The 15411-nt window shown below is 74.8% G+C and carries 15 protein-coding genes; 4 read left to right on the forward strand and 11 right to left on the reverse strand.

Features of this window, described 5'->3' with window-relative positions:
* Positions 1-54: 54 nt before the first annotated feature.
* Together OH807_RS04610 and OH807_RS04615 are read right to left on the reverse strand one after the other, a co-directional pair.
* Positions 55-423 carry an ArsR/SmtB family transcription factor gene (locus OH807_RS04610; RefSeq protein WP_406194175.1) on the reverse strand — a complete coding sequence of 123 codons (369 nt, stop codon included), beginning with the start codon at positions 421-423 and terminating at the stop codon, positions 55-57.
* A gap of 270 nt (positions 424-693) precedes the next feature.
* The gene (locus tag OH807_RS04615; RefSeq protein WP_406194177.1) at positions 694-1149 is read right to left on the reverse strand and encodes a hypothetical protein; all 456 of its coding nucleotides are present in this window, start codon (positions 1147-1149) and stop codon (positions 694-696) included.
* Between the two features lie 217 nt (positions 1150-1366).
* Here OH807_RS04615 and OH807_RS04620 point away from each other — a divergent pair, with 217 nt between their 5' ends.
* Positions 1367-2287 carry a polysaccharide deacetylase family protein gene (locus OH807_RS04620; RefSeq protein ID WP_406194180.1) on the forward strand — a complete coding sequence of 307 codons (921 nt, stop codon included), beginning with the start codon at positions 1367-1369 and terminating at the stop codon, positions 2285-2287.
* Here OH807_RS04620 and OH807_RS04625 read toward each other — a convergent pair.
* Both OH807_RS04625 and OH807_RS04630 read right to left on the reverse strand, forming a co-directional pair.
* Positions 2244-3392 (reverse strand): glycoside hydrolase family 3 N-terminal domain-containing protein, encoded by a 1149-nt coding sequence (locus OH807_RS04625; RefSeq protein ID WP_406194182.1) that lies wholly within the window; start codon positions 3390-3392, stop codon positions 2244-2246. The genes OH807_RS04620 and OH807_RS04625 overlap by 44 nt on opposite strands.
* Before the next feature lie 114 nt (positions 3393-3506).
* A complete protein-coding gene (locus tag OH807_RS04630; protein WP_406194185.1) occupies positions 3507-5069 on the reverse strand; it encodes a PLP-dependent aminotransferase family protein in 1563 nt (520 codons plus the stop codon).
* Between the two features lie 28 nt (positions 5070-5097).
* Between OH807_RS04630 and OH807_RS04635 the strand changes: the two genes are divergently transcribed.
* Positions 5098-5967, forward strand: a complete 870-nt coding sequence (locus tag OH807_RS04635) for a methyltransferase domain-containing protein (protein WP_406194188.1) — start codon at positions 5098-5100, stop codon at positions 5965-5967.
* A 31-nt stretch (positions 5968-5998) separates the two neighbouring features.
* Here the strand turns inward: OH807_RS04635 and OH807_RS04640 are convergent, their stop codons facing one another.
* Positions 5999-6502 (reverse strand): MarR family winged helix-turn-helix transcriptional regulator, encoded by a 504-nt coding sequence (locus OH807_RS04640; protein ID WP_406194190.1) that lies wholly within the window; start codon positions 6500-6502, stop codon positions 5999-6001.
* A gap of 122 nt (positions 6503-6624) precedes the next feature.
* On the opposite strand from OH807_RS04640, the gene OH807_RS04645 reads away from it, so the two are divergent.
* Together OH807_RS04645 and OH807_RS04650 are read left to right on the forward strand one after the other, a co-directional pair.
* On the forward strand, positions 6625-7557 hold the full coding sequence (locus OH807_RS04645; protein ID WP_406194193.1) for an EamA family transporter: 933 nt from the start codon (positions 6625-6627) through the stop codon (positions 7555-7557).
* Positions 7558-7616: 59 nt separating this feature from the next.
* Positions 7617-8255, forward strand: a complete 639-nt coding sequence (locus tag OH807_RS04650) for an NAD(P)-dependent oxidoreductase (protein ID WP_406194195.1) — start codon at positions 7617-7619, stop codon at positions 8253-8255.
* Between the two features lie 137 nt (positions 8256-8392).
* Here the strand turns inward: OH807_RS04650 and OH807_RS04655 are convergent, their stop codons facing one another.
* The 6 genes from OH807_RS04655 to OH807_RS04680 form a co-directional block, all read right to left on the reverse strand.
* Positions 8393-8929: a peptidylprolyl isomerase gene (locus OH807_RS04655; protein ID WP_406194197.1), complete on the reverse strand. Its 537-nt coding sequence runs from the start codon at positions 8927-8929 to the stop codon at positions 8393-8395.
* 205 nt (positions 8930-9134) lie between these two features.
* The gene (locus tag OH807_RS04660; RefSeq protein ID WP_406194200.1) at positions 9135-11120 is read right to left on the reverse strand and encodes a glycoside hydrolase family 5 protein; all 1986 of its coding nucleotides are present in this window, start codon (positions 11118-11120) and stop codon (positions 9135-9137) included.
* 120 nt (positions 11121-11240) lie between these two features.
* Entirely contained in the window at positions 11241-12401 is a 1161-nt protein-coding gene (locus OH807_RS04665; protein WP_406194203.1) for an ROK family protein, read from the reverse strand.
* Between the two features lie 207 nt (positions 12402-12608).
* Entirely contained in the window at positions 12609-13181 is a 573-nt protein-coding gene (locus OH807_RS04670; RefSeq protein ID WP_406194206.1) for a hypothetical protein, read from the reverse strand.
* The gene (locus OH807_RS04675; RefSeq protein WP_406194209.1) at positions 13178-14578 is read right to left on the reverse strand and encodes a hypothetical protein; all 1401 of its coding nucleotides are present in this window, start codon (positions 14576-14578) and stop codon (positions 13178-13180) included. The genes OH807_RS04670 and OH807_RS04675 overlap by 4 nt, the downstream gene beginning before the upstream one ends.
* On the reverse strand, positions 14575-15384 hold the full coding sequence (locus OH807_RS04680; RefSeq protein WP_406194211.1) for an ABC transporter ATP-binding protein: 810 nt from the start codon (positions 15382-15384) through the stop codon (positions 14575-14577). The genes OH807_RS04675 and OH807_RS04680 overlap by 4 nt, the downstream gene beginning before the upstream one ends.
* Between the last annotated feature and the right edge of the window lie 27 nt (positions 15385-15411).

Below are 15411 nucleotides of genomic sequence, written 5' to 3' on the forward strand. Positions count from 1 at the left end.
TCGGGCAGTCGTGCCGCCGGTCGGCCGGACGCCGGTACCGGCGCCGGGTCGTGCTCATCCGCCCGCGGCGGGCACGGCGGGCGCGGCGGGCGCGGCACCGGGGGCGCTCAGCTCGGTGAGCAGGGCGCCCTGGTCGGTGATGAGGTCGGTGAGGATGCGCCGCGCCGCCCGCAGCAGCTCCGCGACGTCCGGCGTGCTCAGCCCGTACACCACCGTGTTGCCCTCGCGGGTCGCCGCGACCAGCTGGGTACGGCGCAGCACCGCGAGCTGCTGGGAGAGGCTGGACGGCTCGATGCCGATCTCGGCCAGCAGCTCGCGCACCGGCCGCGGCCCGTCCTGCAGCAGCTCCAGGACGCGGATGCGGACGGGGTGCCCGAGGGTACGGAAGAACTCGGCCTTGGCCTGGTACAGCGGGACGGGCATCGTCCGCTCCCCCTCTCCGCTGCTCGCCGGCTGCCGCCGGGGGGCCGGGTGGGCTGTCCGCCCCGGTGCCGGCCGGGGAGCATCATCCCCTGAAGATGAAGAATTCTTCAAGTCCTCATCGATTCGGCGTCCGGCCGGGCCTCCCGGGCGCACCGGCACCCGCCGGAGCCCACCCGGGTGCACGGGCACCCGCCGGACGCCGGGCCCGAACGACGCCGGGCCCGGGAGGCGACCACCTCCCGGGCCCGGCACCTGCCTAGTGGCAGGTCATCAACAGGCCACCACGACGTCCACGGTCACCGGCGCCGGGTTCCACGGGTAGCCGGCCACGCTGAAGCTCGCGTGGACGGTGGACCCGCACGGGACCGTCCCGCCGACGCCGCGCACCTGCACCGTGCTGGCCGTGAACACCGTGCGCCCGTTCACCGAACCGAGCGAGGCGCCACCGACGACCTCCCCGGAGAGGCCGGTCAGCAGCTCCCGGGGCTGCGGCTGCGGGCTGCCCGGGCTCGGCGGGCCCGCCAGGCCGATCTGCCCGTAGAACTGGACACCGTCGCCGGTGACCTCGGCGCACACCTTGGTCGACAACCCGGACTGGAGGCCGGACGCACCACAGGTGACGGTCGTGGTCGTGGTGGTCGCGGTCACCGCGCCCGCCTCGGCCGGAACGGCCAGCAGGGTCGCCGCACCGGCGACGCCCGCCGCGAGCAGAGTGAGTCGGTTCATTGGACTCTCCATTTCTCCATACACGTCATCAGTTGGCACATGTGACATTTCACATGTGCCATTTCATACTCTCGCACACGATTCGTATGCCCGTCCGACGATCTGCCCTCTCATCCACTTCGCAGACCGGAAACCGGCCTTCGATGGCGCGATCCCTGCCCCCGGCCGACCGCCCCGACCCGTGACCCCGGCCGGACCGGGCCGTTGGACGGACGTGATGCGACTCCTGGCCGTTCCCCCGGCCCCGGCCCTTGCCGTGGCGTTCGCCCTGGCCGCCGCGACCCCCACCCCGGCCGCCCCACCCACCCCGGCGGCGGCCACCGCCCGGTCCGCTGCCCTGCCCACCACCCGGTCCGCCGCGCAGCGCACCGCGCCGCCCTCGGCACTGCTCGGCGCCGAGATCCGGCAACTCCCCACCGAGGAGCGCGTCGTCGCGCTCACCTTCAACGCCGCCTGGGACGAGACCGGCCTGGACGCCGTCCTCGCCGCACTGCGCGACCTCGCCGCGCCCGCCGCCTTCTTCCCCACCGGGCAGTTCGCCGAAGAGCACCCGGACGCCCTCCGGGCCGTCACCGCCGCCGGCCACGGGCTCGGCAACCACTCGTACAGCCACCCGCACTTCACCGACCTGACGGCGCGGCAGGCGCGGGCCGAGGTGCTGCGTGCCGACGCCGCGATCCGCACGGCCTCCGGGGCGGAGCCACTGCCGTTCTTCCGCTTCCCCTACAGCGAGACCACCCCACAGCGGATCGCCGACGTCAACGCCCTCGGCTACGCCGACCTGGAGTTCACCGCCGACACCAACGGCTACCTCGGCACCGCCGGCGGCATGACCACCGCCGAGGCCGTGGACCGCGCCCTCGCCGCGCTCGCCCCCGGCGCCGTCCTCCAACTCCACGTCGGCGCCTCCGACGCGAGCCCCGACCACCGCTGCCTGGACGCCGAGGCCCTCCCGCTGATCGTCGACGCCGTCCGCGCCCGCGGCTACCGCCTCCTGGACCTGCGCGAACTGCTCGACGACCGACGCACCGGCGGCACCCCGAACCGGCTACGGGCGGCCCGCCCGCACCCGGCCGCGGGTCCGCGCAGGGGCATCACGGGCCTTCGAGGGAGTCCCGGAGGGCATCGATCCGGTTGACGGCGTCGAGGAAGGCCGGGCGGTCCAGCCGGCCGGAGTCGAGGGCGTCGGCCAGGGCCGCGGCGGCGTCCTCCCCCTGGTCGACGGCGCGGGCGGAGCAGAGGACGAGGTCGACGCCGGCCCCGGCAGCGGCGAGGGCCCGGGCGGAGGTGTCGCCGTAGGGGGCCAGCGCGCCCGCTTCGAGCGCGTCGGTGACGGTGACGCCCTCGAAGCCGAGACGGTCCCGGAGCTCGCCCCGCACGACGGTGGGCGACAGGCCTGCCGGGCGGGCCGCGTCGAGGGCCGGGTAGACGGCCCAGGAGGTCATCACCAGCCGGACGCCGGCCGCGATGGCGGCGCGGTAGGGCTCCTCGCCACGGGCGCGGAGCTCGGCGAGCGGGACGGCGAGGGTGACGGGCCCGTCGTCGGTGTTCAGGCCTGCGGCCGCGGAGCCGAGACCGGGGAAGTGCTTGGCGGTGGCGGCGACGCCGAGGCCCTGCTGCGCGGTGAGGAACGCGGCGCCCAACCGGGCCACCACCGCAGGATCCTGGCCGTAGGAGCGCTCGTGCTGGTCGATGAAGTTGCCGGGGGTGTCGTAGACGTCGAGGACCGGGGCGAGGTTGGTGTTGAGACCACTGCCGGCGAGGTTGCGGCCGGCGCCGGCACCGGAGCGGCCCGCCTCGGCGACCGGGTCGGGTGCGAGCCCGGTGCTGCGGGCGGAGAGTTCGGGTGCGCCGGGCAGCCGGCGGACCTTGCCCCCCTCCTGGTCGGTCATCAGCAGCAGCGGGCGGCCGCCCGGCGCCTCCGCGGCAGCCTGGCGCAACTGTGCGACGGCCGACCGGAGCCGCTCGGGTGAGGTGGCGTTCTCACCGAACAGGATGACGCCGGCCGCCCGACCCTCCCGGACGAGGCGAAGCAGGGCGGGCGGCGGGGTCGGCCCGGGGTAGGAGTAGACGATCCGCCGGCCGGCGAGCAGGCGGGAGTCCTCGGTCGGCACCGGCGGTGTCCTCTCGGCGGCGGGCGGCGGCCGGTGCATCCCCCGGGCCGTCCCGGCCGGGGGCGGTGTCAGCACGGTCAGCAGCGCGACCAGTACCGCGACCTGCGCGGTGCGCCGGAGCGGCGGCATCGATCCTCCAGGAGGGGGCTGGGACGGAGCGGGGCACGGCCGGACCGGCACGGGCAGAGCGTAGCGGGGCCGGGCGGAGCGCGCCGAACCGCGGCCCCCGCAACGCGCCGACCGTCACCCCATCCGCCGCACGAGCCGGCCCAGGACGGCCAGGCCCTCCGCGATCTCCCCCGGCGCACGGGCCGCGTAGCCGAGCACCAGCCCAGGCGGCTGCGGCAGCCGGGCGTGCCAGGAGACCGGCTGCACCTTGACGCCGTGGGCGAGCGCCGCCGTGGCGAGTTCGCCGTCGGAGCAGTCGAGGCCGGCCGGGAAGGTGACCATCAGGTGCAGCCCGGCCGCCGCGCCGTGCACGACCGCCCCGGGCAGATGAGTGCCGATCGCGGCGATCATGGCGTCCCGGCGCCGCCGGTGGCGGGGGCGCAGCAGGCGCAGGTGGCGTTCCAGCTCACCGCTCTCCATCAGCTGGGCGAGCACCAGTTGGGGCAGCGCGGCATTGCCGAGGTCGGCGAAGCGTTTGGCCGCGAGGGCGGCCTCGCGGTGGCGGGGCGGCACGAGCAGCCAGCCGGTGCGCAGCGCGGGGGCAAGGAGTTTGGAGACGCTGCCGGTGTAGCAGACCTGTTCGGGCCGGACGGCGCGGAGGGCGGGGACGGGGGCGCGGTCGTAGCGGTGCTCGGCGTCGTAGTCGTCCTCGATGACGAGGCCGCCCTCGCCGGCCCAGCGCAGGAGTTCGCGGCGCCGCTCGCCGCCGAGCACCACACCGGTCGGGAACTGGTGCGCGGGGGTGAGCAGGACGGCGGGCGCGCCGGTGGCCCGCAGGGCGTCCACCCGGATGCCCTCGGCGTCCACCGGGACGGGCGGGGTGGCGGCGAGCCAGTGGCCGAGGTGCTGGCGGGTGCCGAGGGAGCCCGGGTCCTCGACGGCCACCTCGGTGATGCCCCGGGCCCGGAACACCTGGCCCAGGAGGGCGAGCGACTGGGCGGCGCCCGCGACGATCAGCACTTCCTCGGGGTCGGCGCGGATGCCCCGGTTGCGGGCCAGCCAGTGGGCGACGGCCCGGCGGAGTGCGGGGGTGCCGCGCGGGTCCCCGTAGCCGAAGTCCTGGGCGGGGAGCGCGTCGAGGACGACGCGCTCGGCGCGGAGCCAGGCGGCGCGCGGGAAGGCGGCGAGGTCGGGGACGCCGGGCGAGAGGTCGATCCGGGCGGGGGCGGCGCGCAGCGCGTCGAAGCTCTCGGGGACGGGCGCGTCGTCGAACAGGGCGGGGACGGCCGCCGTGGGCCCGGGCGGCGGGACGGGCGGCGCGGGGGTGGCGACGACGACGGTGCCGCCCCTCCCCCGGCCGGCGATCTGCCCCTCCTCGGCGAGGCGCCGGTAGGCGTCGGTGACGACCCCTCGGGAGACCTTCAGCTCCCCGGCGAGCACCCGGGTGGCGGGCAGTCTGCTGCCGGTGGGGAGGCGGCCGTCCGCGACGGCGGAGCGCAGTTGGGCGGCCAGCCAGTCGGCGAGTCCGCCGGGCGGGGCGGCGGCGGGGTCGAGCTGGAGGAAGTCGGCGCCGGCGGGCCCGGGACGGCCCGGAGCGGGGCCGCCCGGCGCGGGGCCGCCCGGCGCCGCGGGGTGGCCGTCCGTCGCGTCGCCTGCCGTTTTGGACCTGGCGGCAGCCGGTTCTTTGGACCTGTTCACCGGTCCATTGTGGGGCCAGGGTTAAGCCATGACCACAGAGACGACAGCACCGGTCCGCACCGAGCACGGCCCGGCCACCGGCGGCCCGGAGCACCCCGCCTACGTGCACGGCTATTCGACGGCCGAGGCGCAGCGCCTCGGCGACCAGGCGAACACCCTCGCGGAGCTGCTGCACGCGGGCACGGCGTACCCGGCGGGCAGCCGGGTCCTGGAGGCGGGCTGCGGCGTCGGGGCGCAGACGGTGCACCTGCTGGCGGCGGCCCCCGGCGTCCGGCTGACCGCCACCGACATCTCGGCCGACTCGCTGGCCCAGGCCCGCGCCCGGGTGGCGGCGCACGCACCCGGCGCCCGGGTGGAGTGGCACCACGGGGACCTGCACCGACTGCCGTTCGCCGACGGCTCCTTCGACCACCTCTTCGTCTGCTTCGTGCTGGAGCACCTGGCGGACCCGGTGGCGGCGCTGACGGCACTGCGGCGGGTGCTCCGGCCGGGCGGCACGGTCACCGTGATCGAGGGGGACCACGGCTCGGCCTTCTTCCACCCGGAGAGTGCCGCCGCCCGGGAGACGGTCGGTCACCTGGTCCGCCTCCAGGCCGACGCGGGCGGCGACGGCCTGATCGGCCGCCGGCTGCACCCGCTGCTGACGGCGGCCGGGTTCACCGGCGTCAGCGTCCGCCCCCGCACCATGTACGCGGACGCGGGCCGCCCGGAGCTGATGGAGGGGTTCACCCGGCGGACGTTCGTCGCGATGGTGGAGTCGGTGCGGGCGGAGGCGCTCGCGGCCGGCCTGACCACGGCGGACCGGTTCGACCGGGGCATCGCCGACCTGCACCGGACGGCGGAGGACGGCGGGACGTTCCACTACACCTTCTTCAAGGGCGTGGCGGTCAACCCGTAGTCAGGTGCGGCGAGGTGGGCCCGGCCGCCGCTCAGCCGTCCGCGTCGCCGTCCCCGAGGGTGGCGAGCATGGTGCGCAGGGCCCCCAGCAGCGCCTCGGTCTGCGGTTCGTCGAGGTCGGCCAGGATGCGCTGCTCCACCAGGAGGTGGGCCGGGAGGGCCCGGTCGATCAGGGCGTTCCCCTCCGCGGTGAGGGCGACGTCGCGGCTGCGGCCGTCGGAGCCGCTGGCCGTGCGGGTGACCAGCCCGCGCGCCTCCAGGCGGTCGAGGCGCTGGCTGATCGCTCCGGAGGTGACCATCGCGGACTGCATCAGGCCGGTGGGGGTCAGCCGGTAGGGCGGGCCGCTGCGGCGCAGGGTGGCGAGGACGTCGAACGAGGCGGCGTCCAGGTCGTGGTCGGCGAAGTTCCGCTTGAGTTCGGTGTCGACGAGCCGGGCGAGCCGTTTGAGCCGGCCGATCACCTCCATCGGGGAGACGTCGAGGTCGGGGCGCTCCGCGCCCCACTGCTGCACCACTCGGTCCACGTGATCTGCCACGCCGCAAGCCTAGACGATGCCTTAGCGGTGAGATACATCACAACGCCCGACCCACCCGATCGGATCCATATGCCTTAGCGCTGAGATACATTGGCTTAGTGCTAAGGAATCGACTCGGAATCGTGCTGGTGACCGCCCTAGCCCCTGCCGTCTGGGGGTCGACCTACCTCGTCACCACGGAACTGCTGCCGCCCGGTCGTCCGCTGCTGGCCGGCGTGCTCCGCGCCCTGCCCGCCGGACTGCTCCTCATCGCCATCACCCGCCGCCTGCCGAAGGGGAGTTGGTGGTGGCGCTCACTGGTGCTGGGCACCCTCAACATCGGCGCGTTCTTCGCCCTGCTCTTCATCGCCGCCTACCGGCTGCCCGGCGGGGTCGCGGCCACCCTCAGCTCCCTCCAGCCGCTGATCGCCGCCGGCCTCTCCGCCGCGCTGCTCGGCGACCGGCTCTCCCTGCGCACCGTGCTCTCCGGCGTCGCCGGCGTCGCCGGGGTCAGCCTGCTGGTGCTGCGCGCCGGCGCCCGGCTCGACGGCCTCGGCGTCGCGGCCGCACTCGGCGGCGCGGTCGTGATGGCCACCGGCGTCGTCCTCTCCAAGCGGTGGACGCCGCAGGCCCCGCTGCTCGCCACCACCGGCTGGCAGCTCACCGCGGGTGGCCTGGTGCTGCTCCCTGCCGCCCTGCTGGTCGAAGGCCCGCCGCCGGCCCACCTCACCGGCGCCAACCTGCTCGGCTACGGCTACCTGGGCCTGATCGGCGCGGCCTTCGCGTACGCGCTGTGGTTCCGCGGGATCCACGCCCTCTCGCCGACCTCCGTCACCTTCCTCGGGCTGCTCAGCCCGGTGGTCGCCACTGCCCTCGGCTGGCTGGCCCTCGGACAGGACCTCAGCCTCGTCCAGGCCTTCGGCGCGGTGATCGTGCTCGGCTCGCTGGTCGCCGCCCAGACCCAGCGGCCGCGCGCCACCGCCACCGCCACCGCCACCGAAGTACCGGCGGCACCGGCGGCACCGGCCGTCGCGGAGCCGCGACCGGCCGCACACCGGCCGCCCGTCCACCACTGACCTCGTCCGGACGGCACGACCCCGGACCGCACGATTCCTCTCACGAACCGGAGAACCCCATGCGCATCACCGTTTTCGGCGCCACCGGCAACGTCGGCAGCCGGGTGGTGGCCGAGGCCGTCGGCCGCGGCCACCACGTCACCGCCGTCCTCCGCGACCCGGCCCGGCCGCACAGCCTGCCCGCCGCCGCCACGATCGCCACCGGCGACGCCCGCAACCCCGAGGACGTCGCCCGGCTGGCCTCCGGGCAGGACGTGGTGATCGGCGCCACCCGCCCGCCCGCCGGCAGCGAGGCCGAACTCGCCACCGCCACCAAGGGCCTGCTGGCCGGCCTGGCCGGCACGGGCGTGCGCCTGCTGCTGGTCGGCGGCGCCGGCAGCCTGACCCTGCCGGGCGGGGGCGGCGCCACCGTCGTCGACGACCCCGGCTTCCCGCCCTCCTGGCTGCCCATCGCGGTGGCCTGCGCCGACCAGCTCGCCCTCTGCCGCACCGAGACCGAGCTCGACTGGGCCTACCTCAGCCCCGCCGCCCTGCTCGAACCGGGCGAGCGCACCGGCCGCTACCGCCTCGGCCGGGACGAACTGGTGGTCGACGCCGACGGCACCTCCGCGATCTCCATGGAGGACCTCGCCGTCGTGCTCGTCGACGAGGCCGAGCACCCCGCCCACCACCGCACCCGCTTCACCGCGGCCTACTGAGACGGGCCCGGCGGAAGGACCCGGGCGGGCCCGACGGGGGTGGGCCCGCCCGGAAACGGCCGAGCCCCCGGACAGGTGTCCGGGGGCTCGGCCGGTGGCGCGCCCGGGCGTGGGCCCGGGCCGACGCCCGGCCGGCGTCAGGAGGTGACGCGCTCGATGGTGACCTTCTCCAGGACGATCTCCTGCACCGGGCGGTCGCCGGCACCGGTCTCCGCCGTGGCGATCGCGTCGACCACGTCGGTGCCCTCGACGACCTCGCCGAAGATCGTGTGCTTGGCGTTGAGGTGCGGAGCCGGTCCGACGGTGATGAAGAACTGCGAGCCGTTGGTGCCCTTCCCGTTGCGCTTGCCCGCGTTGGCCATGGCCAGCAGGTAGGGCCGGTTGAAGAACAGGTCGGGGTGGATCTCGTCGTTGAACTCGTACCCGGGCCCGCCGATGCCCTGGCCCAGCGGGTCACCGCCCTGGATCATGAAGCCCTTGATCACCCGGTGGAAGACGGTGCCGTCGTAGAGCCGGTCCGTCGACGTCTCGCCGGTCTCCGGGTGGGTCCACTCGCGCTCGCCCTGGGCGAGCTCCACGAAGTTGCGCACGGTCTTGGGCGCGTGGTTCGGGAGCAGCTTGACCTTGATCCTGCCGAGGGTGGTGTCCAGGGTCGCGATGAGGCTTTCTGCCACGGGATGTCTCCTGCGTCGAAGGGCCGGGAGGTCGAGCCTGAGCCGCCCCCGTGTTCGGCGCATACAGTAGTCGACCGGTTGCGCATGGCGGCCACCGCCGCCCGACGATCCGGAACGGTCGGTCGGTCGTCGGGACGGGAGCCGTCCGCGGCGGTCTCCGGTCGCGGCACGGCTCCGGGGCTCCTGGCTGTTGGTCCGGGGCGGGTCAGGCGAGGGGGCGGCAGAGCAGGGCGTCGGGGACACCGCCGTGCTGCCACCTCCAGGTGTAGGCGATGCCGGCGAGGTACTCGTTGTCCGCGCACTGGCCCTTGTAGGCACCGGGCGCCCAGTCGCTGTTCACCGAGCCGCCGGTGGCGGGCCGGTTGTCGCCGTGGTCGAACCAGGCGTTGCGGCCGGTGAGGGGCAGGGGCTTCGCGGCGGGCGCGCAGAGCAGAGCGGCCATCGCGTTGCCGTTGACGCTGTAGCCGACAGCGAAGGTGTTGTCGGGGCACTGCAGCTTGTTGTAGCCGGAGGCCCAGTCGCCGTGGGTGACGTAGCGCTCGTCGACGACGGTGGTCCACGTGCTGTCGGCCTTGCCGGGCTCGCCCGCGTCGGTGCAGAGGCCGCGGTTGTTGCTGCGGGCCAGGGCGGTCAGCCGCTGGCCGTCGGGGCAGTTGCCCTTGCGGTTGCCGACGCTCCAGTCCGCCTGCCGGCGCATGGTGGCGGAGAGGTTCTGGTTGTCGAAGTCGAGGTCGACCATGTTCCAGTGGTCGACCGGGGGGACCAGGCCCGTCCGGCCCGGCGCGTCGAGGAGCTTGTTCCAGCCGTCGATCCGCCAGTCGCCGCCGTCCTGGAGGCCGGTCCGCTTTCCGGTGGCGTCGTAGGAGAGCAGGGCCCAGGAGTCGTTCGGCTTGCCGGTGGCATCGGCCCAGCCGACCAGCGGCCAGAAGGCGAAGTCGCTGTCGTTGTTCGCCAGGATCCCGGTGAACCTGGCGAACCAGTCCTTCTCCTTGGCGTTGTCGGAGCCGCGGCCGGCGGCGCCGAACTCGCTGATCCAGACCGGGGCGGTGAAGTGCTGACCGGCCTCGGTGACGAACAGCGCCTGGTTGTCGACGACCTTGACGAGCTCGTCGGGGCTGAGGTCCTGGTACCGGGGGTCGTTGGTCTCGCCGTTCTGCCAACCGCCGCTCGCGCCGGTGTGGTTGGGGCCGGTGTAGCCGTAGAAGTGCGCGGCGTAGACCAGCTTGCCCGACGTGATCAGGGAATTGGAGAGGTTCCGGACCGGGGTGAGCATCGGCCGGCCGTGGCTGAACATGCCCTGGGGGATGCCCTGCCAGTTGATGCCCTCCATGACGACGAGCAGGTCCGGGTCGGCCTGGAGGATCGCGTTGCCGGCGTCCTCGAACGCCTTGTACAGGTCCTTGTCGTTGCCCCAGCCCCAGTTCGGGTCGTCCCAGGTGTCGCGGCGGACTTCGTTGCGCAGGTCCGCGCCGACCACCCGCTTGTTCGCCTGGTAGCGCTTCACCAGGAACAGCCAGTCGTCGATCCACTGCTGGGTGGACTGGCCGCTGTTCCACCGCTCGTTGCCGTCCAGGCCGCAGCAGAAGCGGTAACTGGTGGTGTGGTTGTTGAGGACGACCGCGAAGCCGTCCGCGGTGAGCGCCGCGACCACGGCGTCGAACACCTGGAGCGGAGTCCTGCCCCTGAGCTGCGGGTTGGCCGTGACGGCGCGGTCCGGCACCGGGGTGGTGTCGTGGATCATCGCGTTGGCGAACGGCAGCCGGATGCTGTTGATGCCCAGGCCGTGGAAATCGGCCATCAGCTTCGCCATCGGCACCCGGTCCAGGCCGAGCGGGATGTTGCTCGACACCTGGTCCGCCTGGTTGTTCTCCGGGAGGTCGGCGGCCCCGCTGCCCTCCCAGGTGCCCTGGGCGCCGGCCCAGTTGGCGGACTTGAGCCTGAAGCGGTCGCCCTTGGCGTCGACGACGTACCGGCCCCGGGTGCTGAGCGGGCCGGTCCAGGACGCGGCGAGCTGCTCGCCGGTCAGCACCGGGGCCGTGACGGCGGAGCCGGCCGCGGGGGCGGTCGGCAGCGCCGCGGCGCCGGGCACTCCGGCGAGGACGAGGGCCGCCGCGGCGATCGCAACGGGCAGGAGGCGGCTGACGGGCCTTCTGACGGCCGGGGCCGGTGGGGCCGGTCGGTCGGATCTCATGGTGGTTCCCTCCGGAGGCGGGGGACGGGTGTCCCGGGTGGGGGGTCGTGCAACCGTGCGGCGGAGCCGTTGGGGCGGCAGAGCGGTCGGGGCGGCGGGCCGCCCGCTGTCGGGCAAGCCCTAGGGAAGGAGCGCCTGGATGCCCAGGACGGCGGCTCCTCTGGCCCATTCCTCCCAGGGGAGCGGGCGCAGGGTCAGTGGGCAGTTCGCCGCGGCCTTGAAGCAGTGGGCGGCGTAGGAGTCCTGGATGTGGGCTCCGAGGAGGTCGTAGGTTTCGAGCCCTTCTCCGGTGACGACGACCCGTTCGGGGCCGATCAGGTTGACGAGGATGGCGATGCCCTTGCCGATCGCCCGTCCGGCCCGGGCGAAGGCCTCCACGGCGGCCGGGTTCCCGTCCCGGGCCAGCTCGACGGCGAGGTCGAAGTCGAGGTCGGTGCGGCCGGTCGCGCCGCGGACCGAGGCGAGGATGGCGTCGCTGGAGGCGATCGCCTCCACGCAGCCGATCTGACCGCAGTGGCACCGCGGCCCGGCCGGGTCGATGCTGACGTGCCCCATCTCGCCTGCGACGCCGTGGGCCCCGGCGATCAGCCGGCCGTCGACGACCAGTCCGGAGCCGATGCCCGCACCGATGGTGACCAGGGCGAAGTACTCGGTGCCGATCCCCTCGCCGAACCAGTGCTCGGCGGCGGTCAGCGCCTTGACGTCGTTCTCGACGGTGACGCTCAGGCCGGTCGCCGCGGCGGCCATCCCGGCCAGCGGTACGTCGCGCCAGCCGGGGAGCACGGAGTACCGTACGCGGCCGGCCCGGCGGTCCACGTCGCCGGAGACCGCGATCCCCAGGCGCCGCGTGCGCTCCCGGAACGCCCGGTCCGCGCCGAGGAGTTCCTCGACGAGTTCGCACAGCAGGCCGCAGACGGCCTCCGGACCGCGGTCCTCGCCCAGCCGCCGGCCGGCGGTGACCCGCATGCCGGCCCGCAGGTCGCACACCACACCGAACAGGGCATCGGCACTGATCTTGATCCCGACGAAGAACTCCCGGTCCACGGTGACGGCCAGCGGGTTGACCGGGCGGCCTGCCCCCGGCGCGGTGCGCTCCGGGGGGAGTTCGTGCAGGTAGCCGTCGTCGATGAGCGGCCGCGCAGCCTTGGTCACGGCCGTCGACGACAGGCCGGTACGACGGGCGAGCTCGACCCGGCTCAGCGGACTCTCCGCCAGCAGCAGGGCCAGCACCGACGTCCCGGCGGGCGCGGTGACCAGTGGTCGCACGTGCTTCGGACACATGGGAGCAACGTATTGGCGAATAAATAACTTCGTCCAGTATTGATTTCGGCCAGGCTCGAACCTGCCGTCGGAGCACGTCCGTGCCTGCCACCGGACGACCGTCCGTACCTTCCACCGGAGGACCGTCCGTGCCCGCCGGAACCGCTCCCGGCTCCTCCGACCGGCCACCGGAGTCGGCGTCCTGCCCCCACCCACCCGGCGGGCCCGTCAGCGGCGCGGCCCCGCCAGGGCGTACACCACCGTGCCGGTGGCCAGCAGCGCCCACGCCGTCCCGCTGGAGGCCGCCGCGCCGGGGGGAAAGAGCATCCAGTTGGCCACCTGCCCCACGGTGCCGCCCGGCGTCGGGACGAGGAGGGAGAACGCCAGCCAGCCGGTCGGCAGGGTCCAGGCGAACCGCGCCCCGCACAGCGCCGCCCCGAGCGCGGCCAGGCCGACGAGGCCCGCGCTGTCCCGGACGACGACCCCGGTGGGGACGAGCCGTGCTCCCCCCGCCTGGACCGCCAGCAGCGCCGCGGCGGCGAACGCCCCGATCAGCAGCACGTGCCCCGCGCGGCGGGGCACCCACCGGATCGCGGCCGTCCGCTCCAGCACGACGTCGCACCCGCCGAACCCGACGGAAGCGGCCACGACGCTCGCGGTGAGCACCAGCATCGCCGTCCCCAGGCTCAGCGGGCCCGGGCCGTCCTGGTTGAGGGCCCACACCACCAGCGCGACGAGCGCGACCGCGGCGGCCGAGGCGGGCACCTGCCGGGAGCGGGCGTACAGGACCAGCCATCTCATCGCGACTCCTCCCCCGCCAGCACCGCGAGCCCGCCGTGCCCGGCGCAGGAGAGCTCGGCGGCGCGCACCGCGACGATCCGCGAGCGCTGCTGGTCCGGGGCCAGCGCCGTCAGCTTCTGCCAGGCGGCGTCCGCGTCCGCCCAGGTCTTCAGCGCGTACGCGTCGGTGCCCTTCTCCTCCAGCGGCCGGAGCCCTGGGTCACCGAGCGCCCAGCTCACCACGATGCTCTGGACGGCGACGCCCGTGGCGTCCCCGCCCTCGCGGTCGTTGCGCGGGTAGCAGTTCGGCGCCAGCCCCTGGGCGATCAGCGCGCGGGTCACCGCGTCACCCGTCGCCCCGGCGAACAGCCGCTCGTCGAAGTCGACCAGCACCACGTCGGCGGAGAGTTCGCGTGCGTCGCCGAGCGCGCGCAGCCGGGTGTCCTCCCGCACCGTGCCCGGCGCCTGCGCGCCGAGGACGTCGTGCAGCACGCGCAGCGCATCCCGGCTTCGCGCCACGAGCTCGGGCAGGTGCGAGCGGTTCGCCCGCGTCACGCACACCGGTCCGTCGCAGACCGGGGCGGCGGCGGCCCCGTCGACCACGTAGGTGTCGCGCGGATCGGCCGGGAGGACCAGCAGGGCCAGGGCCGCGCCGGCCAGGACGGGGACCACCGCGAGCAGCCTGGCCCGGCGGGTCACCGCCGACAGCAGGGCGAAGCCGGTGGCGAGCAGGCCGAGCAGCCAGAGCGCCTGGCCGAGGTGCACGGACGCGGACAGGGTGAGCAGCATCTCGCGCGGCTCCACCGTCACCGGGGAGAGCAGCGCGAGCCGGTTCGGCGCGATGCTCGACGGCAGGGCCCCGTCACCGACCTGCCGCAGGAGGACGCCGGTCAGCATGAGGAACGACACCACCAGGGCGGGCGGGGTCAGCACGGAGGGCAGCGCCCGCGCGACGCCCATGCCGAACACGGCCCCCGCGACGAGAGCCAGCACCGCCACGAGTGAGATCGGCAGCCAGCCGAGGGGCGCGTAGGCGGTGCCGCCGACGGCCACCTGCACCCCGCCCACGAGGACGAGGAGCCCGAAGCCCGCCGCCAGCGAGAGCGCCGTCGCGCCCGCCGACAGCGCCGCACGGCGCCCGGCCGGCAACGGCGTGGTCGCCAGCAGTTCGGTCATCCGCGAGCGGGAGTCGCGCAACCCGTACACGGCTCCCATGCCCACCACGAGCGGCCACCAGAAGGCCAGCAGGTACCTGGTCCACATGGCCATGGAGGTCCATTGGGCCGTCCACCCCGCGGTGCCCCGCCACCAGATCCCGTCGATCAGGCAGAAGACCGCCAGACTGCCGCCCAGGACGACGGCGCCGGTCCAGGGGGCGACGGAGCGCCTCAGCTCGGTGCGCAGCACACGTCCGTTCACCAGGTGCCGCCCTGCTGCCCGGAGGTGCGCAGCAGCGCCGAGTAGCCGCGCTCCAGGGGGCTGTCGCCCGGGTGCTCGGGGCCGCCCGCGGCGGCCAGGTCGTCCGGCGTGCCCTGGAAGACGAGGCGGCCGTCGGCGAAGAGCACCACGTCGGAGCAGGCGGCCGCGACGTCCTCGACCAGGTGGGTGGAGACGACCACGCAGGTGTCCTGCCCCAGCTCCTGCAGCAGTTTGCGGAATCTCAGCCGCTGCGCCGGGTCCAGACCGGCCGTCGGCTCGTCCAGCAACAGCAGCACGGGGTCGTTGACGATGGCCTGGGCGATGCCGGCCCGCCGGACCATGCCGCCGGAGAGGGTCTTCATCCGGTGGTCGGCGCGGTCCGCCAGGCCCACCCGTTCCACGGCCCGCTGGACGGCCGCGGGGATGTCCGCCTTCGGCACCTCCTTCAACCAGGCCATGTACTCGACGAACTCACGCACCGTGAAGCGCCGGTAGTAGCCGAAGTCCTGCGGCAGGTAGCCGATCCGGCGGCGCAGGGCCCGGTGGTCGCCCGTCCCTCCCACCGGGGCGCCGAGCAGCTCCAGCTCCCCGCCGGCCGGGCGCAGCACGGTGGCCAGCGCCCGGATCAGGGTGGTCTTCCCCGCGCCGTTGGGCCCCAGCAGGCCGTGGGTGCCGATGCCCAGCGAGAGGTCGAGCCCGTCGACGGCCATCTTGCGGCGTCCGGCGCGGACTCTCAGGCCGGCGGCCCGGATCTCCCAGGCGTAGGTCTTCGGCGCGGTGTCGGCCGCGGTCGTCGTGGGTGTCATGCGGTGGTCCTCTTCCAGGTCGGCGGC

This window comes from Kitasatospora sp. NBC_01560 (assembly GCF_045208415.1).
Classification (GTDB): Bacteria; Actinomycetota; Actinomycetes; order Streptomycetales; family Streptomycetaceae; genus Kitasatospora.